The organism is Sporosarcina sp. So3-204 (genome assembly GCF_058068165.1).
The window spans coordinates 3,109,026-3,133,631 of sequence record NZ_CM176485.1 but is presented as its reverse complement, the minus strand read 5'-3'; the positions used below and the strand labels follow the sequence as shown (position 1 = coordinate 3,133,631).

The 24,606-nt window shown below is 36.3% G+C and carries 18 protein-coding genes and 1 pseudogene; 16 read left to right on the top strand and 3 right to left on the bottom strand.

Features of this window, described 5'->3' with window-relative positions; all coding sequences use genetic code 11:
• The 5 genes and pseudogenes from AC3RV6_RS15510 to AC3RV6_RS15490 all read left to right on the top strand — a co-directional run.
• Positions 1-1,869, top strand: coding sequence for a site-specific DNA-methyltransferase (locus tag AC3RV6_RS15510; protein WP_489746871.1), 1,869 nt, complete (start codon positions 1-3; stop codon positions 1,867-1,869).
• A gap of 14 nt (positions 1,870-1,883) precedes the next feature.
• A complete protein-coding gene (locus AC3RV6_RS15505) occupies positions 1,884-4,892 on the top strand; it encodes a restriction endonuclease (RefSeq protein WP_489746870.1) in 3,009 nt (1,002 codons plus the stop codon).
• Positions 4,893-5,010: 118 nt separating this feature from the next.
• Positions 5,011-5,799: an abortive infection family protein gene (locus tag AC3RV6_RS15500; protein WP_489746869.1), complete on the top strand. Its 789-nt coding sequence runs from the start codon at positions 5,011-5,013 to the stop codon at positions 5,797-5,799.
• 95 nt (positions 5,800-5,894) lie between these two features.
• The gene (locus AC3RV6_RS15495; RefSeq protein ID WP_489746868.1) at positions 5,895-7,070 is read left to right on the top strand and encodes an AlbA family DNA-binding domain-containing protein; all 1,176 of its coding nucleotides are present in this window, start codon (positions 5,895-5,897) and stop codon (positions 7,068-7,070) included.
• Positions 7,071-7,428: 358 nt separating this feature from the next.
• Positions 7,429-7,923: pseudogene (locus AC3RV6_RS15490) on the top strand (S16 family serine protease); the annotation flags it as partial.
• 52 nt (positions 7,924-7,975) lie between these two features.
• On the opposite strand, the gene AC3RV6_RS15485 reads toward AC3RV6_RS15490, so the two are convergent.
• Positions 7,976-8,263, bottom strand: coding sequence for a hypothetical protein (locus AC3RV6_RS15485; protein WP_489746867.1), 288 nt, complete (start codon positions 8,261-8,263; stop codon positions 7,976-7,978).
• Positions 8,235-9,224 carry a ParM/StbA family protein gene (locus tag AC3RV6_RS15480; protein ID WP_489746866.1) on the bottom strand — a complete coding sequence of 330 codons (990 nt, stop codon included), beginning with the start codon at positions 9,222-9,224 and terminating at the stop codon, positions 8,235-8,237. Before AC3RV6_RS15480 ends, AC3RV6_RS15485 begins: the two co-directional genes overlap by 29 nt.
• Before the next feature lie 239 nt (positions 9,225-9,463).
• Between AC3RV6_RS15480 and AC3RV6_RS15475 the strand changes: the two genes are divergently transcribed.
• The 4 genes from AC3RV6_RS15475 (at position 9,464) to AC3RV6_RS15460 (ending at position 14,749) form a co-directional block, all read left to right on the top strand.
• Entirely contained in the window at positions 9,464-11,122 is a 1,659-nt protein-coding gene (locus AC3RV6_RS15475) for a hypothetical protein (RefSeq protein WP_489746865.1), read from the top strand.
• Positions 11,123-12,543: 1,421 nt separating this feature from the next.
• Positions 12,544-13,299 (top strand): hypothetical protein, encoded by a 756-nt coding sequence (locus tag AC3RV6_RS15470; RefSeq protein ID WP_489746864.1) that lies wholly within the window; start codon positions 12,544-12,546, stop codon positions 13,297-13,299.
• 296 nt (positions 13,300-13,595) lie between these two features.
• Complete coding sequence (locus tag AC3RV6_RS15465; RefSeq protein WP_489746863.1) at positions 13,596-14,396, top strand: four helix bundle protein; 801 nt, start codon at positions 13,596-13,598, stop codon at positions 14,394-14,396.
• Entirely contained in the window at positions 14,387-14,749 is a 363-nt protein-coding gene (locus AC3RV6_RS15460; protein WP_489746862.1) for a hypothetical protein, read from the top strand. Before AC3RV6_RS15465 ends, AC3RV6_RS15460 begins: the two co-directional genes overlap by 10 nt.
• A gap of 152 nt (positions 14,750-14,901) precedes the next feature.
• On the opposite strand, the gene AC3RV6_RS15455 is transcribed toward AC3RV6_RS15460, so the two are convergent.
• On the bottom strand, positions 14,902-15,525 hold the full coding sequence (locus tag AC3RV6_RS15455; RefSeq protein WP_489746861.1) for a hypothetical protein: 624 nt from the start codon (positions 15,523-15,525) through the stop codon (positions 14,902-14,904).
• A gap of 327 nt (positions 15,526-15,852) precedes the next feature.
• Between AC3RV6_RS15455 and AC3RV6_RS15450 the strand changes: the two genes are divergently transcribed.
• From AC3RV6_RS15450 to AC3RV6_RS15420, 7 genes are all read left to right on the top strand, one after another.
• Positions 15,853-16,725 (top strand): DUF4365 domain-containing protein, encoded by an 873-nt coding sequence (locus AC3RV6_RS15450; protein ID WP_489746860.1) that lies wholly within the window; start codon positions 15,853-15,855, stop codon positions 16,723-16,725.
• Between the two features lie 290 nt (positions 16,726-17,015).
• Positions 17,016-17,699, top strand: coding sequence for a hypothetical protein (locus tag AC3RV6_RS15445; RefSeq protein WP_489746859.1), 684 nt, complete (start codon positions 17,016-17,018; stop codon positions 17,697-17,699).
• Positions 17,700-17,926: 227 nt separating this feature from the next.
• Positions 17,927-18,532 (top strand): recombinase family protein, encoded by a 606-nt coding sequence (locus AC3RV6_RS15440; RefSeq protein WP_489746858.1) that lies wholly within the window; start codon positions 17,927-17,929, stop codon positions 18,530-18,532.
• A gap of 105 nt (positions 18,533-18,637) precedes the next feature.
• Positions 18,638-19,453, top strand: coding sequence for a TnsA endonuclease N-terminal domain-containing protein (locus AC3RV6_RS15435; RefSeq protein ID WP_489746857.1), 816 nt, complete (start codon positions 18,638-18,640; stop codon positions 19,451-19,453).
• A gap of 13 nt (positions 19,454-19,466) precedes the next feature.
• Positions 19,467-21,590 (top strand): hypothetical protein, encoded by a 2,124-nt coding sequence (locus AC3RV6_RS15430; RefSeq protein WP_489746856.1) that lies wholly within the window; start codon positions 19,467-19,469, stop codon positions 21,588-21,590.
• Positions 21,591-21,609: 19 nt separating this feature from the next.
• Positions 21,610-23,079, top strand: coding sequence for an AAA family ATPase (locus tag AC3RV6_RS15425; RefSeq protein ID WP_489749285.1), 1,470 nt, complete (start codon positions 21,610-21,612; stop codon positions 23,077-23,079).
• A complete protein-coding gene (locus tag AC3RV6_RS15420) occupies positions 23,072-24,580 on the top strand; it encodes a TnsD family Tn7-like transposition protein (RefSeq protein ID WP_489746855.1) in 1,509 nt (502 codons plus the stop codon). The genes AC3RV6_RS15425 and AC3RV6_RS15420 overlap by 8 nt, the downstream gene beginning before the upstream one ends.
• The last annotated feature ends 26 nt before the right edge of the window (positions 24,581-24,606 follow it).

Here is a 24,606-nt window from a genome sequence, read left to right as displayed (position 1 = left end):
ATGTCAATTGAAGATTTGAAAAGACCAGAACGGATTGACGAAGAACGGATTGTGAATTTAAAGAGGCTTTTTCCAGAGGCCTTTGCGGATGGACAAGTGAATTTTGAATTACTAAAAGAAGAAATCACAGCACTGAACGGAGAAGGTATAGCTGAAGGTAATGATGAGTTTTTCACACTTAATTGGTCTGGAAAGAAGGAAGCAAAAAAACTTGCTTTCCTCTCCCCCCAAGGTACATTGAAAGTTTCAGAGGGTGAAGGTGTAAATGAACAGGATACAAAAAATATCCTTATAGAAGGCGATAACTTAGAGGTGCTTCGTATTTTACAGAAAAGTTATTCTGGAAAATTGAAATGCGTCTATATAGACCCCCCATACAATACGGGCAGGGATTTTGTGTATAAGGACGACTTCAAAGATCCAGTAGAAAAATATCTGCAAAAAACAGAACAAACTGATGAAGAAGGCATGCTTACGAGCAATCCAAAAGCAAGTGGAAGATATCATGCAAACTGGTTAAATATGATGTATCCCCGATTGAAATTGGCAAGAAATTTACTGAAAGATGATGGGGTAATCTTTGTAAGTATAGACGATACTGAGCATGCAAACTTGAAGAAAGTGATGGATGAAATCTTTGGGGAAGAAAATTTTGTCGCTAATATAGTTTGGCAGAAGAAATACTCCCCTCAAAATGATGCTACATATTTCAGTGATATGCACGATTTTATTGTGGTTTATGCAAAAAAGAAAAGACATAGTAAAAATGAAAAGATGGGATGGGTGAGAAATTTACTACCCAGAACTGATGAGCAAAATTCTTCTTACAAAAATCCTGACGATGATGAAAGAGGGCCGTGGAAGGCGGTTGATTTCTCAGTTAAATCATATACATCCCAATATGATTATCCAATTATCACCCCTGGAGGGAGAACTGTAGAACCGCCGAGTGGCAGATGTTGGACTACTTCTAAAGAAAACTTCGATACTTTCATCAAAGAAAATAGGATATGGTTCGGAAAAGAAGGTAATAACGTACCTTCCTTAAAAAAATTCCTGAGCGAAGTCCAGGATGGTACTGTGCCCACAACTTGGTGGAAAAGGGAAGACAACGGGGATAACCAGGAAGCAACGCAGGAATTAAGGGAATTATTTAAAGATACTGGTGTGCCATTTGAAACTCCGAAACCTGTAAGATTAATTAAGAAAATCCTGCAGTTATCGACAAGTAATGATGAAAAAGATATAGTATTAGATTTTTTCGCTGGATCGGGAACGACAGCTCAGGCTGTTTTGGAAATGAATGAGGAAGATCAAGGTAATAGAAAATTTATCTTAATTCAGCTACCAGATCCTACTGGTAACGAGTTTTATGAAACAATTGCAGATGTAACAAAAGAGCGAATACGTCGAGTTATTAACAAAATTTACGACAATAATAATAGTGAAAGTAATTCTGATCGGGGATTCAAAGTGTATGAGATGCATCAAACGAACATTAGAAAATGGGAACTATTTAAAAATGATAGTATTGTAAGTCTTGATAGCAAAATCGATTTATTTACCAATGCTCCACTTAAAGAAGATGTTGAAGGCGTAGATGTAGTAACTGAACTAATGCTCCATCAGGGCTTTCCCCTCGACAGTAGGATTGAGAATAATGAAAGTTATGGTAATTTGCTTTGGATTGTTCAACATGAGGATGTTCCATTCTCTTTAGTCATTTGCCTGGATGAGAAGTTAGATGAGAAATCAGAGGCTTTCCTGTCGGCTAATTTCGAAAAAGCAACATTCATTTGTCTTGACGATTCTTTGACCAATAAGCAAAAAATTCTTTTAAGTGAAGCAATGAATGTCAAAACAATTTAGAGGAGATGGACTAAATGGCTAAGAAACTTACGTTACAATATAATGCTGATCAACAATTCCAATTAGATGCCATCTCCAGCGTGGTCGATTTATTTGAAGGAGTGCCATATCAAGAGCAAAAAGAGCTTCTATCAGGCACTGTCAATGATATAATCCCCAACTATTCATCTGATGAAATATTGGACGAGATTTTATTATTTGAAAATCTACAGATGATTCAAGAGCGGAGTAATGATGAAAGCCGTGGCAGTGAGTTGGAGTTTTCAAGCGAGCTTGTTGTAGACGATGGTATGGTACTTGAAGTAGCGGGAAATGATTCAATTCGTGTACCTAATTTCACTGTAGAAATGGAGACTGGTACGGGTAAAACGTATGTCTATCTCCGTACGTTATACGAATTGAAAAAAAAGTACGGTTTCACAAAGTTCATTATTGTCGTGCCGAGTGTTGCAATTTACCAAGGCGTACTAAAGTCTTTGGACACAATGAGGAATCATTTTCGCCAGTTATATGATAATCAAGATGTCTCTGTTATTTCATATGACAGTGGTAAAATCGGAGAATTAAATAGCTTTGCAAGTGACAGTGATTTAACTGTAATGGTCATGACAATTGATTCATTTAACAAAGCAAGCAATAATATTTTTAAGCATACTGAGAAATTGCCAGGCGAGTGGAAGCCGTATGAGTACATTCAAGCGACAAGACCCATTATTATTTTGGATGAAGCACAGAACTTCGAAACAAGTAAGGCAAAAGAAGCGATCAGAACTCTGAAGCCTCTATTTGTGTTGCGATATTCCGCTACTCACCGAGAAATACCGAACTTAGTTTATCGTTTGACTCCAATCGATGCTTTTAGAAATAATCTTGTCAAACAGATTGAAGTGATTGGCGTTTCGGAACTGGATAATCTAAATGAACAGATGCTTCGTTTATTAGAAATCAAGAGAAATCCTTTAACAGCTATTGTAAGAGCTGTTGTTCTTGATCAAGGCGAGTCGGTAGAAAAAGATATTACTTTAAAACAAGGTGATGATTTATTTTCCAAAACGAAAAATCTTGATTACAAGCGGTTTAAAGTAGAAGAAATACGTTATGGTAAGCAGGATGATGAACAAATTATCTCGTTTGAGAATGGAATTATTTTATCAGTGAGCGATTCCATGCTATCCAAAGAGAGTATTTTTAGGGCTCAAATTGAACGGACAATTAGTGTTCATATGCAACGCCAACAAGACTTGAAGGCACAAGGAATCAAAGTGTTGTCATTGTTTTTTATAGACAGGGTGAAAAACTATACAGCTCGTGATGGCTTAATTAAACGCTTGTTCGATGAAAGTTTTGAAAGATTAAAGCGTCATTATGTTGAGTATAAAGACCTTTTTGCAAATGAGGTTAGGGAAGGTTATTTTGCGAAACCTAAAGCTGATTCACCTGAAGAGGATGCAGTAGATACGGAAGGAAGAACGAAGCCCCAAAGAGAAATGGAGAAATTGGCATTTGAACTAATTATGAAGGAGAAAGAGCGTCTTTTAAGCTTTGAAGAACCTGTATCATTCATTTTCGCTCACTCTGCGTTAAAGGAAGGATGGGACAACCCGAATGTCTTCCAAATCTGTACACTAAATCAAACAAGTTCAACGATGAAAAAGCGTCAGGAAATTGGACGTGGGCTTCGGTTAGCGGTGAATCAGGAAGGAAAACGTACAGAAAATCATGACATCAATATTTTAACTGTTGTAGCTAATGAACAGTATGAGTCCTTCGTGTCCCGTTTACAGAAAGAGTACATCGAGGATGGCACGAACGCACCTCCAGTACCCAAAAAGCCCGAGCAAAGCGAAGTGCGAAGAAAAGAAGAAGTTTACAATTCCGACGAGTTCAAGGAATTCTGGCAAAAGCTAAATAAAAAAATGACTTATAAAGTGGAAGTCAACACCGACAAATTGATTGAAGAGTGTGTGGATCGTCTTAACATTACAAAATTCCCATTACCATTTATAGAAATTACAAAGGGACGCTTTATCATTTGTGAATACAAGATTTCACTTACGGCAGTCGAGGGAGAGCGAGCGAAGCTAAAAATAGAGATGGAGGATTCAAAGGGAAGCCGTATTGAAAATGAGTTTTATGTACAGGGAAATGATGATTTAAAGAATGTAACAAAGGATGATCGGTTACGAGGGTTTAAAGTTCTTCATTTAGGTGAGGTATATGGAGAGCCATATGTTAAATTCACAAATGAAGTGACTGTGAAAAAGTTTGAACCATACAAATTCCATACCGAACGAGCAGAAAAGCCTAAAAAGCTCCCCCACGAACAAGCCGATAAGACTACTTATTCAATCCCAGATTTCATAACCCGTACTGCGAACGAGACAAAATTGACGAAGAAGACGATAGTGGAAATCTTCAAGCGGATGAATGAGAAGCAGAAAGAGAAGATTTTTTCAAATCCTGAAGGCTGGATTTCTGAGTTTCTGTCCCAGATTCGAATTACTTTAAGTGATCATATTGTTGATAATATTGAATTCGAAATTGATGAAAACGTAGAAATCTATGATTCAGAAGAATTATTCCCTGAAATGGTCAAACAACCGCAACGTGAGTTAATAGAAGCAGGGGTAGCTGGGTTATATGATAAGGTGCAAGTGGATTCAGATGTTGAGCGTGATTTTATTCAAGAACTTGTGCGGCCTGATGTTGAAAAAGACAACACTATTCTTTATTTCAAGTTTCCGCCAAAATTTAAAATACTCCTTCCGAAAATTATCGGGAATTACAACCCTGACTGGGCAATTGTACGGAAATACGAAGATAAATTGAAGTTGGAATTGGTGAGGGAAACGAAAGGCGGGGTCAAACTCGACGAGCTACGCTTCCCACATGAAAAAAGGAAAATCCTTTGTGCGATGAAATATTTTGAGAAAATTGGGGTTAATTATAGGGTTGTAACAGGGAAAAGTCATGACTGGATGGAGCCAATAGAGTCAGAGCAGTTGAGTTTGGAAACAAACTAAATAAAGAAGAAAAAACAATGGGTCGGGACTTGTGTTCCGATCCATTGTTGTCATATGTAATACATTTACTGTTTCTACAAATGAACAGAAAAATTATCTTATTAAAGGAAGTATTGAAATGACACTTAAAATGATTGATGTTCAAAATGTAGTTGCTTATATCGGGGGGAGTGGGGGTTACTTGGGGAATTTCTCTTATAGAACCCATGCTGAATTTTATCCATTATATTGTGATTTGGAGATAAATCCAAATGAGTATGAGGGTACAACAAGGGATCGATTTATGACGATTTTATCCAGTGTAAATGTAAAAGATCAACTGAAAATTTTGAGAGGGGTGTTAGATAAATACCCGTTAGAATACTTCGAAGACATGGGGGTGGATGAGACAGAACTAAAGCAGAAAATAAGATTACTGGATCGAATTACGGGATATATTGAATTGCTTGAAAAGCAAGGGTTTGTAGATCTCCCAGAACTGCATATTACAGCTTCTTTTGTTGAAGAGGCACTTAGCCAAGCAGAAACACTATTAAGGGGTCACGATTCTTACAGTGCATTAGATCGAATGCACACTGCTCTTCATGGATATCTCTTGCACATTTGTAAGGAAGCGAATATACACTTCACGATAACTGAGCCGAAAATTCAGGATGTTTATAGCAAGCTTAGACAAGAGCATCCAGTCTTTAAAAATGACTTACCGTACATTGCACCAATAAATCAAATGATGACAAGCATTTCAAAACTACTTGAAAATCTAAATGAAATTAGAAACCAACGAAGTATGGCACATCCAAATGATGAATTCCTTCCCGAAGAAGAGGCTCAATTTGTCATAAATACAGCCCGTATTATTTTACGTTACATAGACGGCAAGATGATGAAAGCGGGTCAGACGGTATAAATTAAATTTATGTAATATCTAAAAATTCAAGTGAAATAAAATTTATCAAGAAACGATTTACTATTTTTATTTTGGTTATTTGAGGAGGGAATGAAATGCACGATTCTGAACTCGTATACGAAATCGAAATGCTCATAGTATCCAAAAGAGAAGGAGACTACTGGGATTTCAAAGAAATGTATCATGAGAAGAATCCTGATCTGCTACATGATATTATCTGTATGGCAAATAACAGGGCTGATAGAGATGCGTTTATTATTTTTGGTGTGAGTGATGATTATGTTGTAAAGGGAGTTTATGGGGACGTTAATCGGAAAACACAGCAGAATCTAATTGACTTTCTAAAGGGTAAAAAGTTCGGTGGGGGCATAAGACCGACAATTGAATTGCACACTATATACATACGAGAAAAGGAAGTCGATGTATTAGTCGTAAAGAATAGTACAGATACGCCATATTTCCTGACTGATGATTTTCAATATCAGAAAAGGAAAGTCTGTGCAAACTATATATACACCCGAGTAGGCGATACGAATACAGATATTGATAAAAGTGCCGACATCAATCATATTGAGTATTTATGGCGAAAGCGGTTTTTGCTAAACAGGCCACCATTAGAACAAATCAAACAAAAGCTTCGGAATAAAAATGAGTGGAAAAGTGACGGTGATATGTATTACAACGTCTACAATCCAGAATATACAGTGAATATGGAAGACGATTGTGATAGGGGACATCCAGAATTCTATTCGTACTTAATGATGAATTCAAGCACATCATACGGAATGCTGGAATTAAGGTATTTTGGGACAAAGTTGTTCGGGCATCAGTTTGTCGTACTGGACAGTGGACGATATATTACAGCAGTTCCTGAATGGGGATTTATGGATTTTGACAAGTATAATCGGGATGAAACTTATTCTTATAAATACTTTGTGAGAGATAGTTTGGAATATATTCTTCATGAATTTCTGAGTGCAGACAATCATGAAGCAATTTGGGCAAGAGATAGGCTATATAGTGGAATAGTTATTTTTAAAGATGAATTGGAAAGAAATCTCTTTGAAGAATACCTTCTGGGAAATAAAAACCTCTTTTATGAAGAAATTTCTAATGTAGATGATTCACACGAGTGGATTGATGTTGCAAATGAACACGAGAAGCTACATTTACTACATAGTATCAAAACGGGAAAAACAATGAAAAGCCTATTAGAAAAGTTTCGAGAAGAGCTCAATTCATTTTTGGAAAAGTCGAACAAGAATCAATAACAATTTCACTTTTCCGCATACAGATTAAAATAAAGTATCAATAGCAGGTAAGCTTTCTTATAAAACGCAAAAAGACCTTGTGGTGTCTCTCAATACTGTTATCGATGCCCATTGAGTATGGAATAAAGGTGATAATAGGGAGGCCATTTACGGTCTCCCTTTTTCAATGCTCATTAAAACAATTGGTTAAGCAAATCTATATCTTCGCTACGGTGTTTGTCCCCATTTGAAGGTGTGTAAACGTCAAGTAGATTTGATCATTTTTCGACAAATAAGTTTGACCACTTTTCAATCAAAAAGTGTTTTCCTATTCTTCATTCGGTGACTGGGATCATCTCCGTATGAAATGATTTCACTCCTTGAAAATGAGGTTGTAAGCGGAACAGAGAAGTTTGATAAGTCGGGGGTTGGCTCCTATCGTGAAGCAAAAGAAAGCTTGGATACTGCATTCCGTTACTTCACAGCCAACAGCAAAAGCAAAAGCATTAGTAATGTAATTAGCACGAAAACGAAAGATTACCTCATGCATATAAGCGATCTTCAAGGCATCGGACTAACGAACGAACTGGCTATTGCTGAGTTGATTGGGTTATGTTCAAGTGCATTGAACAAACCTGTACAAGAAAGCACCGTTGTTATCGGTAATATGACTGTTGGAGGAACGATTGCAAAAGTAGAAGAGTTTGCGAACGTGTTGCAAGTATGTGTTGATGCAGGAGAGAAGAAAGTGTTGATTCCAGCATCGTCAGTAATGGACTTGCAGACAGTTCCACCTGATTTGTTGGTGAAGGTGCAACCCGTTTTTTATTCGGATCCGATAGATGCTGTGTTTAAGGCTTTGGGTGTGGGATAATAGGAAAAAGGAACTGGCGATTATACACCAGTTCCTTTTGCGATTTATAAGATTAAAATAGAGACGAAATAATGTCTCTTTGATCGTCGCTGATTGTAATTTCTTCATTTTTGGATGTGAAATTGGGAGAAAATTCATCATCCTCTCTAATCCTCTGAATAACCTTCTCCACTACTTGGTCAATATCGACATTGCCACGATAACTGCCATTCAAATCGCTTTTAATGAGGTTTCTAACATACTTACTAATCGTGGTATGTTTTTTTATATTTTCCAAGTGTTCAATAATGTCAATATCAGAGGGAAGTAGACTAATTGTGTATCTTGTTCGCTTGGACATTATATTTAACCTCTAAGATTTTTTGGAAACTGCGGACATTGGCAAATTGTGGATTAATGACGATGGCATTTGGGAACTCTTCTTTAATGAATTGTTGTAGTGCCAAAGATCCCCCACCACAGAAATTTATATTGCCAACAAAGGTGTAGCCTCTACTTTGGGCAAACTGAACAATTTGTTCGAAATGCTCTCTTTTAATCTTGGTAATAAGTTCTTTGCTTTCAAGATTAACTTTCCCTCTTAGTGTGAGGAATCCGTTGTGTAAGATTTGCTCTAAATCATTAGCAGAAACAGAGATTCCAAGTCTTTCATTTAATGCCTTTCCAATTTTCCCTTTCATTATATTTATCCCTAAATTTGATACGTTCATGCTGTCAAAGTTTGGTTGAATGCCAGAAAAAGTACAGAGTGTTGCGTTTAGTCCTCCGATATCCACCACGTTTGTAACAGTTAAATGGTTGGGGTTTTGTTCATACACTACTCCCATTCCTTCAAAAGCTATCGTTACATCGGTTAGCTGAAACACAAATTTCTTTTGGTTTATGCTGATTGAAATTTGTTCCCCATTGTTTTCAATGAAGTGTTTATATTTCTGTTTAAGATCAGCATTTTTGTACATATTGATTGGGATATTGCAACACAAACGGATGTCAAAATATTGAGGGTTTAGGCGGGCTTTTTGCAGGAGATCAGCAATACAAGTGTACGTAGCGATCTGTTGTTGCGGTGAGGTCTTGTCAAGGTCAAATAGGCAGTAATCCTCACTTACCATATCCCCGACCAGATAACTCTTACCGTTAAATGTGAGAAAGAATGAAGCAGGTTGGATATCTAAACCAAACCTCTCAACCTCCATGATTTTTGTTCTGAACATTGAGATGTAGGTTTTGCCATTATAGTTCATTATTGCTTTACTGGTGTGCCTACCTACATCGCAGGCAATTAGTAGTTTTTCTTTCATATCATTGCTCCTTTCAAGTATAGAATAACTTTGATCATCTATCATATGCAATTACGTCGTAAATATAAGAAATTTCATAAGTATTTATGTCGAACACTGCTTAAATTGATGAATTTTCATAAACTATGTTTTATCTGCTTTCGGGAAGGTATCGAACAGGGTAGAACCAAAACTGTGTTTCTAAGGCTTGTAATACCACCTATTATTAGACCTATAAAAACATAAGGTGGTCTAATAGAATGGAAAGCGAAATGATTAACTACTTTAAAGATTTGAGAGAACAAATCATGAATGAAGAAAAATGGTTAGAAGATAAGTTTGTCGTTTTTGGGTATCGGGCGGGGAGTGGCAAGTCGAGAAATACTTTCCGCTTTATTGCGGAGATGGCCAATGAAAAGCCGCACCGAATATTGTATGTACAAAAATTTGTAAGAGATGAAGAACTGGACAATACGGTCGCTACAATCAATCATCATGCGGGTAAGAGAATAGCTGAGGGATTTCATTCCAAAATGGGAGAGAGGGCTAAAAAGGAGGTAATTAATGCTCAAATTATGTGTATATCACATCAGATGTACTTACAGATATGTAAGGGCAACAGGTCGGAGCTGGTGAAAGGTCGTGATGTACTCATTATTGACGAGTATCCAGATTTAGTTGAAAAAATAACTCTTGATCAAGATGATATCGGCAATCTATGGATGTTGAGTTATGGGGATTATCAATTAGAAAATATGGCACACCTACTCAGACAGAAACGATATGAATGCAATAGTAAGGTAATGCAAAATATTATGGAACATATTGATTTTGGCGAAAAGGAATTTGAGCCATTCAAAAAAATGTTTTCTGGTAGGACTGACAAGATTGCTAAGATTATCGGTCAACAACTTTTGGAAAAACTTCAACAAATCCTCTCAAACGGTTGTCTCTTCTATGAAAATGCCTTCCACACCTTCAATAATCAACTAAAACTATATCCCTTAAAGAATAATATCATCTTGGATGCAAATGGCGAATTTGATTACCGTTATCGCCTTTCCTCTCAATTCATCGTAAAGATACAAGAAGAGTTTTACGACTACTCACCTTCTAAACTCCAACACTTTCAAATAAAAACAGACAAAACATCATTGAAAAAACAAATCAACTTAGCTAACAAAGTTTTCGAAAAGATAGCTCTTGAAAACAAAGGGAAAACTCTTATTGTTACGGATAAGGACAATTCAGATAGGGTAAAGACTATAGTGATAGAGTATTTAACTTCATATGGATTCAATAAAGGAGAGGTAGAAAACAAGGTGAAAATTGATCACTTCGGAAACCTCATAGGTGTCAATACGTATCGTGAATACGAAACCGTTATCATATTGAAAACGCCATTCTACGACTATCTCTCCTATGCCATAACCTACTTCTATTTCTTATCCATGGAAAAAATTGATATGGGGAATGTAGAGGTATTTAAAAACGATGTAGTTGAGATGCTTAGAAAATCAATGGTTGCAGGTGAAATCTATCAAGCCATGATGCGAATTAACCGCAATAACAGCCAGCCAGCTCTATTTGTTGTGTGTACAGATTATCAAGAGGCAGTGGACTTGGTGTTAGAACAATTACCAAACATTCAATATGAAAATGATACTTTGGAGATAAATAAAGAAAAGGTGAAGGAGCCAACTAAAAATTCAACCGTAGTAAGAGTGGCTAAAGCAGAAAAGTTCTTGCTTGATCAGATGGAGGCAGGCGTAAAGGATGTTCGAAAAAAGGATATTAAAGAGTTAGTTGGTATTGTTGACAGTGGGAATTTCAAACGCACTATATTGAACAACTTAGCCCTTTTTTTCAAGCAACATAACATTGAAGTTACGAATAACCGCATCATTTTGAACAAATAATCCATTGAGAAGAGGCATTTCTATAAGTGCTAATTTTTTTATGTAGAGTCATAGGATTAAAATTTAGTGACTAAACTCTGTCTTTCTTCTATTGAACAGTAGTTGTAAAGGACATTCGTCTGAAAAGGGAAACATTCAATATGCGATTTACTACATCAAATGAAGTAATGCTATATGAAAATTGAATTATAGAAGCTCTGTTTGTCTGCGAGGGATTTAGGGGGGGTATGTAATAACCTAAGAAGTATGGCGAAGTTTTGTGCTTACAATGGGTTTATTTTCAATGTCAGGAAGAACCGTATTCCCTTGATGACTAATAATTTGCGTTTTCAATTAGCTCTGGGGGAGGGAATACAACATTTAATTAAAATCTGTAAAAGGGCAAAATTCCATAGTGTATAAGCGAGTTCCGTTAGTAGAAAATTCATAGAGACTTCAAATTGCTTCATTTTGTATTCCCATGTATGCGTAAGCAGGTAATCTATTAACCAATAAGAGGAATATATTATATGTCAATTCTTTTCGCCTTTTTGCAAGCGACTACTGCAAAGTCCATTTGAATAATAAGTTTTATTGATGGAAAGAAACTGCGAACATACAATACAGATGGGGATGTTGGGTGAGCTCGCAAATATTTTCGGTATTCCGAAACCATGGAGTATGAAGAATGTTTTTATTCCAAATACAAGGAATACGTTAAAATTAGGTTTTTATTACAAGTGGAGTTTGAAAACAATGTTCAGTTTTCTTTGGAAAAGAATATTTCCAGTTGCAATCGGAGTTCAAATATATTTATCCTTACTTGACTGCAAGGAATAAAAGTTGTACAGAATTTGCTACCCTCCTTATAAAGAATAGAACAAACAACTTTTTGGAACATTTAAGTTTACTGAATAGATTCAAGTGTTTTTTCTAATCGAATGTCTGAGACAACTTTAGATGTGATGGGCATTAACTCCATATCAAGTAAGGTGATCTACGTTGCGATAAAATCATCCATAGGAAAGTGCATTCCATCTTAGGGATGTTCTTTCAAAGCATAGCTTTGTGATTAAAATTTGGTGTTAAAGAATTTGCGAGTAACAGATGGAATCTTCAATCACGTGCAAACGGATTTACTTAGAATCCTTTGGATATTATTGCGTTATGCAATTATCAATCTGAATTTGAAATGGATAATTTCGTTTAGAACTTCTGCGGTAAACAAGGATTTGCAGGCAATCAAATTTTTCTTGCGTATATATAGGGTTATGTTTTGACCAAGTTGATAAACACCTCAACATCTATTAGAAATCGTGACCTGGAAATTGCAATGTTAAGCTCGAACAAGCTCGAACCCAAAGGCTATTTCAAGGTGTTGCAAAATCCTTTACAATGAAATTAGTAAATCAGATTTCTATTTATGAAAAGGAGAAAATGAAATGAATCCACTAAATCATATTAACCAATTAAACATCCATCCAAAGTTCCCCCACCTTAATACGATATTCGAGGGAGGCAAGCAAGAAGGAATATATTTGCTTGAATATCATGACTCCTACTTGAAAGATTCCTTTATAAGCCAACTGGCTGAGCATTACATTGACCAAGGTCTATCAACCCTATTTGTTCAAGAGGAGTCCGATCTGTATTCATTCAGAGATTTATTTCTATGTCGTACCCTATTCAAACAAAACCCTCACGATTTTCCCTCCCTATCAAAAATCAAACACGAAGAAGAGCATTTAATTCCTCAAATGTTTAGTGAGCTACCCAATGATTATGACCAAGGAATATCAATCATTTCTTCGAACTCCAAGCATCCCAATGATTTCCTCAATCTCATTCGCCAATCATTAGAAAAAAAACCCTTAAATCAATTCGTAATAATAGACAGCCACACAGACTTCTTTTATTCTTCCAACCTAATACCACAGTTAGTTAGGATTGCATCCAATTATAAAGCTACTATTTTACTCACTTCAAAAGTTTCCACAGAGAAGTTCAACAACCTGCTATTACCCGCATTTCTGCAATCCTCCCTCCATCTACACTCGAAGCATCCCAATCTGTATTCCTTATCCGACTCTAAAGGAATTGCCTATGAATTTGAGCTTGAAGTTAGAAATAATGCGAACGAACGATCAAAAAGTTGGTTTACAATCCGACCTGCAAGTGCTTACTGTCAGGAAGGTTAGAGGTTGTTATAATAGCGACTTTTGACTTGAATCGGCAAGATTATGTAAATGTACTATCAGGTCAACAGACACTTCTACAGGACTTCGATCTAACGCCTCAATCATTGAAGGCTCACAATTATTATCACTTCGTGTACAAGACACCCAAACTGGGAGAAGGCAGACAGTTTCTTTAACACATCGCACAGATTTCGGCTATTACCATGAAGGCTGACCAAAAAAATGATCCGAACAAATTACTGATACGACTGAAGCTGTAAAGAGTCAGAAGACAATGTGGAGAGGAGCGAGGTTTAGTGGTGAAAAGGAAAGAATATGTGGGGGACTTTCGTAAATTAGTAGTATATAAAAAATTACTTCTATTTCGAAAGGAGGTATATAACATTGTAAAAACGTTTCCTGAATTCGAAGAGGAAAATATAAGTGAAGAATTTCGAAAAAAGGCGGTATCTGCAACAGCTAACCTGCCAGAGGGGAACGCTAATTTCTTCTATGGTAAAGAATATGATCGTCTCAATACAGCGTTAATGGCTGTTTCAGGAGTTCGGTCTCTATCTGATATAGCGTATGAAGAAAAATATATATCAAAGGAGAATTACGAAACGCTCGATGGAAAAGCAGAAGAAATAATTAAAATGATTATCGGTATGCTCAATCGTATCGAAAGGTTAATTGAAGAAAGTGAGGAGAGTATTTCCGATTCAATTAAAGCGAATTTAGCTATTGCCATTGTAGAATTAGAAGTGATGAAAGATGCTTGCTTGTTTAAAGGTAAGGTGGATTTAGTTGTGATGAATTTGCCGAAACACGAAAAGAATATATTAATAGATCAGTTTGAACGTGCATCTTCATCTGTGGTAGAGAACCTGAAGGGCTTGGAAGAGCAATCTAATAATCAGGTCTACAATTCTGCTAACACTTCTTTAGGGAGCGTTGCGGAGTGTCAGTCGTTTCTCGATACTATGGTGATGGAAGGGTATATTTCCAAAGAAAAATATCGTGAATTAGATAATATAGCGAATGTTATATATCGAAAGTTAGCCAAACTATTACAAACCCGTCAAGACAATGTAAGGGGCCAAAGGAAATGTGGATAGGGAATTTCCGAAAAAGTAAATTATATGGTCGTTCATCAGATCTTCGTGTTGAAATATATAAGTTTCTTGCTGAAAACCAAATGTTGCTTGAATGTGAAATTAAAGAACTTAGAAAATTAGCAAGCTCGATACCAGTAAAAATCGCATCTGCTATCGGTCAGCAAAATATCAAAATACAGTTCAGAAGAATAAACGAGGCAAAAAGCCAACTCCTAAAACTGATTAACAAGTTTCAGAAATTATTGGCAGAGGGTAGAGTTGGTGATTCGGAAGGACAAATTATCTTTTACTATTGTTCCCAGGTTCTTGCATTGATTAATAACTATTTTGGTAGAATGCGTAAACCTGTTTAAACACAAAAAAGATGTACTCTGAACATAAAGATTACATCTTTTTCGATCACCAAATTCCCAAGCAACAAGTTTATTAATACAAGTTGAAATATAACAGCCCACTATTTACCTTAGAAATGAACTGAATATTTATCCAACTATTAATAGTTTTATTACAATGGATATGATATGTTATTTTTAAATTCGATTAGAATATCTGAGATTTCAGAGGCTTTTTCTGTTGAAAATGTATTTGAATCTGACCCTATATTCAATAATTTAAAAGTGGAATACAATGTGAATAACTTCCTTATTTCTGCACTATCGTATTTTATTAACTCATATTTAATTTGATCAAATTCGGAAAAAAATAATGGCGGATTGAACTTTGAATGAATAGCCTTATTGTTTTTTGTCCTTTGTTCTAAACCTTCAAGGAAGCTGACTTCTTTGTAAATAGTTACTATATTTCTTTCTATTTCGTCGTTCAGAAAAAACGAAATAATATTGTTTATATACTTTTGTTTTTCCAGTGTCTCCGCATCATCTTTCTCAGAACTTTCCTTTTTATCCTCGATTCGAGCCTGCTCTACTTTGTTCATTTGCTGTTTCGCAATAAAATATGCCACAAATCCACCAATTATCCCACCAGAATAATTACCGAAAAATCCAACCCAAGAACTTTCATCACCAATTGTAAATCTACCACCAGGGATATTTAGAATTAATCCTAATATTATTGGAGTAACGAAAATTAATAATCCAATAATAACTACGTTTTTTACTTTCCAATCCAAATTTATCTCACCCTCCAATGTAATAAAAAATGCTATTACCGATTCAATTGTACCAATAAAATCGAATGATAGAAGATGAAAGATAATACATGAACAAGCTTATAAAATTCAGGTAAAAGGACTTTAATAGTTATGTAGAGAGATTTTGTATTCTTATTCTGTGTCAGAGGAGGAGTAGGTACGCATGCTTCAGCTTTGCAAACACAATAACTCTCTTCATAACTGATGATTACAAAGTAGCCCGTATTGTAATATTCAGACTATGTTTGTAGATGTGATAAAATAATAATAGATTCATTATATGTAAATCGTGGAGGAGGAATCTGTGTGAACTTCAATACGTCAGAATACAGTGGAAACGATAAAAAGGAGGCAAAATCAAGATCAAGAACCCATTCGTTTTTTGATGAAGAAACAGATTGGAAATTCAGAGACATTTATCAGCAGGATAATGATATAGACGGTGAAATCGAAATATTTGATGTACAAAGCGGGGGGCATCCTCAAACTACTGCAAAGTTTATTAAAGTACAGTTAAAGTCTACTGACAGTCCAGAGATTAGTATTGAGAAACAAGAGATTGTGTATGAAGCACCTGCAAAGTTTGTTCGGTTCTGTTTTCTTTGTGATCAACCAGTAATTTTACTTGTGCATGACATACCTGGAAAAAAAGCGTATTATCTGTGGATGCAACATCACATATTTGAGGTTCTTGAAAAAAATAATCCTTCTTGGAGGGGAAATACATCAAGTGTGACCTTAAGATTTAGTGCATCCAACCAATTAAGGTTAGATAGTTTGCCTAACTTGAAATCCATTGCTGTTAATGGAACGCAACTGATATTGAAAATGAGAGAAACATCCTCATATAAGAAAAACTATGACAAAGTGCAACAAAGCATAACAAAAGGAGGAGTGTATCTGGCCAATGTTGCCGAAACCATTAGACCAGTCTATGTAGCGGGATTTTTAAACCCAAGGAAGGTATTCGTGGCTCCCCTAACTTCAAATGTCATTCAAAAGAGAACAAAAATGGATGTTCCTTTGGAAAAAAAGAAAATACCACTATTGCCAAAGGATTCAACTATTTCTCTTAACGGCTTGACTATCCTTGATAAGGAAGAATTATTAGATTATTTCGGTAAAGTTCCTAATGATATTTATTACGCTATATCAAACAATGTAAAGTCTCTCTTTTAAGTATAAAGAAGCGATGGATAAACGTACTAATAAGTTTTTAGTAAATAAATAATTTTAAAACGTTTAAGGAGAGAATACAGTCGGATAGTGAAAGTGTTAAAAATATAGAGGTAAATATGTGCAAAGTTGCTCATTTGCAAAGAACAAACGTTACCTCAAAATTGTGTATCGAAGTGAAACTGATAATATAATAGAATTAGTAGAATCATAAATACAGGATGATTATCTGATGTAAGTATTTATTAGATAAACTATTTAACCACAATATAATATTATGGATGGTGATTCATATGTTAGATATATTAGAAGGTCTATACGATAAGGAAAAGGAAAATAAGGAACTTGAAAAGGAATTGGTGATTTTTTTAATACCTTATTTTCAAACTGAACAAAGTGCAATGGACTTCGTTGTTGAATGTTACAAGAACCCTACTCATGAATCGAAGCGGGCATTACACCAGCTGTATAGGTTTATGTCATTATCTAATGACTTTGAAACAATAAAAACGGGTTCTGTTAAAGATGGGTTTCAAATATTTTTTTGGATTGTGGCAATTGAGGCGATTAATAAAGCTATCACTCCTGTATTAAAGAAACAAAAAATCCAAATTGTTAGAGACTTTTTCAAGGAAAGCATTAGCGATAGCGATCAGAAAAGTCTAATAAGAAATGTTAGTAAACACACATCTCCTTTGGAAACAACAACTATTCAAGTTGTAGCTGACATGTTTAATACTGTTAGAAATATGGTTGCTCATGAAGGGATATACTGGATGTTTACATTTCCTACTAATTCAGGAGACTCAAATTTGTGTATTATCCCAAAAGAAAAAACTTCTCAACTTTCAACTTATACAATGGGGGAGGGGAATTTAGATACTTTTACTATTTCTTTAACAAAAGAAGAAGTGAGAGATATTATCATTAGAGGTGCGTTGAATTATATAAAAAAATGGATGGATGATAGAACGTGATTATTAGTAATCACTTCGTACTGTGGGTTTTATTGCATTAGGAGTTTTTCTATAAAAGAATTAGGCGGTGTATATTAAAATGTGAAGAATTAGTGTCACAAAATGTGTAGGTTTAGAGATTAGGCATAAAGGTGTCCCTAAATATCGTAAATGTACTTTAGGGACATCACTGGCCCTTTTAATACATTTTGAAACAGTTTATAATAAAATGCAAACGTATATTCTGAGTGGAGTGGATTGAAATTAAAATAGGATATTGTCGTGTTTCATCTGTCGGACAGAAATTGGATCGACAAATTCGTGCGATGGAGGAAAATAGGGTCGAGAAGATATTTGTAGAAAAACTAAGCGGAAAAGATACTAATCGTCCGCAATTGAAAGAGATGATGGGTTTTATTCGTGAAGGGGACACCTTGGTTATTGAGTCAATCTCACGAATAGCCAGGAATACAAGGGACTTTTTAAATATTGTAACAGAATTAACCGATCGGAATATAGAAGTTATTAGTTTGAAAGAATCAATTGATACGACAACACCCCAAGGAAAGTTTATTTGCACTATTTTTGGGGCGTTATATGAACTCGAACGGGAAAGTATCAAGCAAAGACAAATGGAAGGAATATTGATTGCCAAAGAAAAAGGCATTCAATTTGGAAGACCGCCAATTCAGATTGATGAAAGCTTCTGTAAAGAATATAACCTATGGAAAAATGGGGAGCAAACAGCCGTTGCAACCTATAAAAAATTACACATATCTCGAACGACTTTTTATCGTAAAGTCAAAGAGTTAGAAGAAAGGAATACTCATGAAAAGAATACGTCAACTAAATAATCTTAAAGAAACCACGATTTCTTAGTCAAAGCCTTAAAAAAAACAAAGGGCATTGACTAAAAGAAATTGTGGTTTTTATTTTGCCCTTTGGCAGGAGGCGGAGCAATGGTTTCATCGTATTATTCATCAAGTGCAAAAATCCAAAAGTTCATAAAAGAGGGACGAGGAGAAGGCTTTGGAATAAACTATCGACCATGGACAACGACGCATGACTACTCATCCTTGGGTAGAGCCACCCGTTTAAAAGGGACTGCAATTTCAAGGGTTTTTCATTTGCAATCAGATATCCAATATAGAGCGTTTTTGCTATTTGAATTTCAATCAAACAACATAAACACCTGTAAGGTCATTGACATTCGTGAAACATATCCCCTTTTGGATGTTCACGAAACGATAAATACTAATGATCTTAGGTTTGATAAGTTTCGAGATAAGGAGACAAATGAACCATTTGTAATCACGACCAACTTCTTGCTGACGGTTAAGGGAGAAGATGGAAAAGAAAGATATGTAGCCCGAACAGTAAAGAATACGTCCGAATTAAAAAGAAAAATCACATGGGAGAAGCTTGAAATTGAAAGGAGATACTGGGAACGTAAGGGAATTAATTGGCGGATCATTACGGAGAAACAGTTGCCAAGACAATTGGCAAAAAATCTCGAATGGGTAAGAGAGACCTTGCTGGAGGGAAGCGAGGAAAGCGTGGATAAAGAGGAATTGTCTATTCTGTTACTTCGAGAACTTTATAACAATGATGATCAGCCCGTGAAACAAGTTTTAAAAATATTTGATAAAAAAGTAGGGTTGCAGAAAGGGTCAGGTCTATTCTTGTTTCGTTATTTAATTGCAAAGAAAGAATTTCGAGTGGATATGAGTCAGGTGATAGTTCTTTCTGAAACTGTTAAGAATCTATCTTTATAAGGGGGGAATCCGAATGGAGCTAATGGAGAATATGTTGCTTCAGTACAGCGATGGAAGAATTGTAAGGGTCACTTGCTGTAATCGACTTTCTTCTATTATATATGTCATTGATATGGATGAAGGAAGACGATGGCCGTATCCGTTGGAAAAAGATGTTGTAATTAATGCAGTTGCGGCCGGTGAAATAAATTTGTTGAAGGATGATGCTTATTTTCGACATGTTAATGAAGAAGAATTGAGTGATGCTGAAAAGCAAAGGAGAGATCGTGCTTGGGATGTGATTTCACATGTTTTGCAACAAATTGAGCATGACCAGCATATCTATTTGAGTAAATATCGACAGAAGGCGATTAATAACACAGTTGTTACTTATCAAGTGAGTAAAAATAGAGTGAAGTGTTATTTTATTGAATATTGGAGAGGTGGCAAGGTTCGTAATGCTTTACTCCCCGCTTACTATAAATGCGGTGCAAAAGGTCAGGAAAAGAAAGTGAGCGAATTGAAAAGGGGAAGACCACGAAAGTATGGTGAACAGAAAGGTGTCAATGTAGATGAAAAGATCAAAAAAGTCTTTATGATTGGTCTCAATCGCTATTATTATACTGGGAAGCAGAATTCGTTGAAAACTGCGTATGAATTGATGCTTAATGATTTCTTCACCATAGAGGAGGTTGAACAAAATGGGTTAATCGTTCCTATATTAGAGTCAAATATACCGACGTATCATCAATTCTACTACTGGTATAGGACTATTAATAATCTTAAACATGAGATTTCAAGGCGACATGGTTCCAGAGTGTATCACCAAAAACACCGAGGAATTATTGGGGACTCAACCCAAGATAGCGGATTAGGGCCAGCAACGTTGTGGCAGACAGATTCTACCCCGCTCAATATCACATGCGTTTCAAGTATGAATAGAAGTATTCTGGTAGGAAAACCGTTGCTTCACCTTGTAGTCGATGTATATTCACGTTTGATTGTAGGATTTAACTTATCATTCGAATCGTTAAACGCATATAGCGGAGCCATGATTGCTTTACTCAATAGTATGACAGCCAAAAAAGAATTTTGTTTACGATTTGGAATTGAAATAGAAGAAAGTGGTTGGGATGTGGCCTGCATTCCAAATCGAATATTTACGGATAGGGGAGAGCTTAACGGCACTCAAATTGAAAGTGCAATAGAGGGATTGGGAATATCTATTCAAAACAGTCCAAGTTATCGACCCGAACTAAAAGGGTGTGTCGAACAGGCTCTGAATCAAATCCAACTACAATTGGCCCCTCATGTTGATGGGGCTTCAATCAGCGGAAAAAGAGTTCGTGAGCGTGGGGAAAGTGATTTGCGATTACAAGCGAATTTATCGATTCAAGAGCTGACGGCGGTTCTCATTAAGTTAATTCTTTTTCATAACAATTTTCACGTTCTTCAGGATTATGAATTAACAAAGGAAATGATTGAAGAGGGTGTTGAGAAAATACCCAAAAAAATTTGGGAGTTTGGATTAAGACATCAGAAAGGTCAATTGCGAACACTACCAGAGGAAGTTATAAAAATGTATCTGTATCAATCCGATATGGCAACCATCACTTCTCGAGGGGTGCGTTATAAGAAACTACTTTATGCATCTGAATATAGTTTGCAAAATAATTGGTTTGAATCTGCAAGAAACAATGGAAGCAAACGGATAAAAATTAAATTTGATGCAAGGAACTTATCCGAGATATATACAATAAATGAAGATGGTAGTCTTCATAAATTAAAACTTTTAGATCATCTTATGAAATACAGTGGAAAAGGAATTGAAGAGATCGTGCGGATAATCGAATTTGAAAAAGAAATGGAAACGAAAAGTAAGGAGAAAGAACTTCAAGAAAAGATGAAGCTGTTTGCTGATATTGAAGAAATTGTTGCGGTGGGAAAAAGAAAGACCGATTCCGAGCGGGATGATAGCGTGAGTAAAACACGGAAGTTGAAAGGGATAAAAGAGAATCAACGAATTGAACGGGAGTTACAGCGTGAATTACTGAAAAGGGAAAAAGACTTTGAAGAGCATGTCGCATCATATGAACCCGATGTTACCGAAATTGGTGATTATGATGAATTGGCATTGTTTAAGAATTTGAGAGACTAAGATGGGGGAATGGCAATTGGTGCAAAAAATATATCTGCCCAATGGAATGGAAGCAGTACAAGCACAATATACCGAATCTCCTCTTGAAGAATTTAATCAGAATCCATTTATCCAGGCATTGCCTCCATTAGCCGATAAGGTAACGATTATAAAAATGCTTGCGGTGAATCCAGCTTTTTCTGAAGAAGAAAGGAATATGGACAGTGTCTATCGCTTGCATATGACCCATAGACTCTATCAGTTTTTTCAGCCACTGCCGCTACATCTGGAAGTCTGGGAAATGATACATAGTATGTTAAGGCAGGGATATTTGGCGAGAAACCCATTCGATCCTGATTATAAACGTTATCTAAATGAGTCAGGCAAGCAGATCATTAATCGTTCTTTTGATATTAACAGTAGAAAAAACTTCCGTACAACAGCGGGATGCGGTACGTTGCTTGGATTTTCGGGAATGGGGAAAACGACATCGGTCAATCGTGTGTTGAGCAATATACCCCAGGTTATTGTACACAATATGTATAGAGGACAGCATTTTAATCAAATCCAACTTGTCTGGTTAAAGTTAGATGCCCCACCTACGTCCTCATTGAAAGCCCTATGTTTGCAGTTCTTTTTAAAGGTAGACGAATTGCTTGGCACGAACAGTTATAAGAAACATGTATCACGAAATTCATCTGTGGATATGATGCTCCCACTAATTGGTCAGCTATCACAAAATATCGGACTGGGATTACTTATTATCGACGAAACGCAAAACATAAAGGGTCGTGGAGCAGATCAAATCATGAACTTTTTTGTAAATCTAATTAATTCAGGTGTGAATCTTGCCGTAGTTGGGACACCAGGGGCATATGCACTATTCGGGGATGAATTAAGAATCGCCCGTCGATTAACAGAGAATGCGGAAATTATTTTCAACAACATGGAATATAACAATGAATTCAAATTTCTATTGGAATCAATGTGGCAGTTTCAATGGACAAAAAAGTTTGCTCCCTTGACTGAGGAAATGGAAAAAGTCATTTTTGATGAATCGCAAGGAATCTCATCCTTGATTATTAGAATCTTCGCCTATTCACAGCAAATCGCTATATCAACGGGGAAAGAGGAATTGACCGTTGAACTCGTTAGAAATGTCGCAAGTGAAAAGTTTAAATTGATGAAACAGATGTTGGATGCGATTCGTTCAGGTAATCCTTATAAAATTGCCCAGTACGAAGATATCAGGAGGATAGAATCCAAAACAATGCAAGTAGAAGGTGAGCCAACTAAAAAAGTTAAGGAAGTGGAAGGGCAAGAGAAGAAAGCAATAGAAACACTTCCGCCAGTGAAGAAAGTGAAGCGAAGTATAGAACTTGCAGACGGGGATTTAAGGGCACTATTAAAAAACGGTACTAAAGATGAAAAGTCCCCTTACGAGATTCTCTTGGATAGTGGCTTGATTGACGACATGGTGAGCTGGGATGAGGCTGTAATTCGTGATTAACTTTTTTCCGATTATTTATGACGATGAACTGTTATACAGTGTCATTGCACGTTATCAGCGAGCCTGTGGGATGATTAGCAAGCGAGCTCTACTAAAAGATATGTTTGGGAAATTGGTTGTTTTAAGATCAACGTCTTTCCCACAACATATTGATGCCTTTATTAACAATCTACCTCCAAATTCCAAGCTAACGACTGAAGAATTAATCATGAATCACACGATGTTTCCGTTCTATACATCATTTCTATCACAGAAGAAAGCACAATCAATATTTGAAAAGATGGCGGAAGGGTGCGGGAAAGGGATAGAAAGTGCCATTGGTTTCGGCGGGAGCAAGGTGAAAATACAAAGTTATTTGAGATACTGTCCAGTCTGTTTCAAAAACGACATCACAGAACTTGGCGAAAGTTACTTTAGAAGAACCCATCAAATCGTTGGAGCGATGTATTGTTCAAAACACCAAATCCTATTAAAAGACAGTTCGGTGTTAAGTACAGAGAGCGGGCTGGATTTTATTTGTGCGGATGCTGAGGTTTGCAATGACGAAGTTCCTCCCGATTCATTTGCATTAAAAACGAAGGAGTTGAATCTCCGATATACCCAAGACGCAGAACGTTTATTAAAAGGTAATTATCCAAGAAAGGATCTTCAATATATTATTAATTTCTACATTGATAAATTAAGGGACAAGGGTTTAGCATCTAATAGTGGAAGCTTGTATATGAACGATGTGGAATCACGATTTCTGCACCACTATCCAGCCGAATACTTAGAAATCATGCAAAGTAAGGTTGATCCGATGGTGGCAACGAATTGGCTACGAGCATTCGTTAGAAATAACAATAAGAATAGAAGTCCACTACGACATTTGCTATATCTCCAATTTCTTGAAGTGGATTTGGATGAACTTTTTTCTGCCAATGAAGTAGTGGGGAAGAGGGCAGTAATACAAAAACATATTCCATCTTTTGATGTTCAGGAAAGAAGAACGTTGTGGCTGAAACTACTGATAGAGAACCAAGGGGCCTCCAGGGAAGAACTGAGGGAAAAGGGGAAAGGATTGCATACATGGATTTTTCGACACGATCGAGCTTGGTATGAAAAGGTCACTCCAAGAGTAAGAGTCAGAAAGCCGAAGACGGATCTGATAGATTGGAATAAGCGTGACAGCGAATGCTTACAGCTTGCAATAGACTCAGTAGAACTAATACTTCAAAGTCAGGGGAAGCCGATAAGGGTCACTCCCTCGAGCATTAGAATGACTGTGGGGGCAAGGAACTGGTTTAGTAATAAGAAGCTGACCCAAACCCAGCAATATATGCAAGAAGCAAAAGAGGAAATAAATGATTTTCGTATTAGAAAAATCAGATGGGCCATCGATGAAATGAGCAAGCAGGATGAAAGCATTACCGCTTATAAGGTGCAACTGTATGCGGGATTTGGCGGGCAAGGTAAGGATGTTAGGGAATTGATTGTGAAGGAGTTGAAGGAATATTTATAAAAGGTGACCAATCTGTAATTGGTACG

Bases quoted from the DNA above. Each gene is read 5' to 3' on its own strand.
- AC3RV6_RS15510 (WP_489746871.1), top strand. From the start codon at position 1: ATGTCAATTGAAGATTTGAAAAGACCAGAACGGATTGACGAAGAACGG.
- AC3RV6_RS15505 (WP_489746870.1), top strand. From the start codon at position 1,884: ATGGCTAAGAAACTTACGTTACAATATAATGCTGATCAACAATTCCAA.
- AC3RV6_RS15500 (WP_489746869.1), top strand. From the start codon at position 5,011: ATGACACTTAAAATGATTGATGTTCAAAATGTAGTTGCTTATATCGGG.
- AC3RV6_RS15495 (WP_489746868.1), top strand. From the start codon at position 5,895: ATGCACGATTCTGAACTCGTATACGAAATCGAAATGCTCATAGTATCC.
- AC3RV6_RS15485 (WP_489746867.1), bottom strand. From the start codon at position 8,263: ATGTCCAAGCGAACAAGATACACAATTAGTCTACTTCCCTCTGATATT.
- AC3RV6_RS15480 (WP_489746866.1), bottom strand. From the start codon at position 9,224: ATGAAAGAAAAACTACTAATTGCCTGCGATGTAGGTAGGCACACCAGT.
- AC3RV6_RS15475 (WP_489746865.1), top strand. From the start codon at position 9,464: ATGGAAAGCGAAATGATTAACTACTTTAAAGATTTGAGAGAACAAATC.
- AC3RV6_RS15470 (WP_489746864.1), top strand. From the start codon at position 12,544: ATGAATCCACTAAATCATATTAACCAATTAAACATCCATCCAAAGTTC.
- AC3RV6_RS15460 (WP_489746862.1), top strand. From the start codon at position 14,387: ATGTGGATAGGGAATTTCCGAAAAAGTAAATTATATGGTCGTTCATCA.
- AC3RV6_RS15445 (WP_489746859.1), top strand. From the start codon at position 17,016: ATGTTAGATATATTAGAAGGTCTATACGATAAGGAAAAGGAAAATAAG.
- AC3RV6_RS15435 (WP_489746857.1), top strand. From the start codon at position 18,638: ATGGTTTCATCGTATTATTCATCAAGTGCAAAAATCCAAAAGTTCATA.
- AC3RV6_RS15430 (WP_489746856.1), top strand. From the start codon at position 19,467: ATGGAGCTAATGGAGAATATGTTGCTTCAGTACAGCGATGGAAGAATT.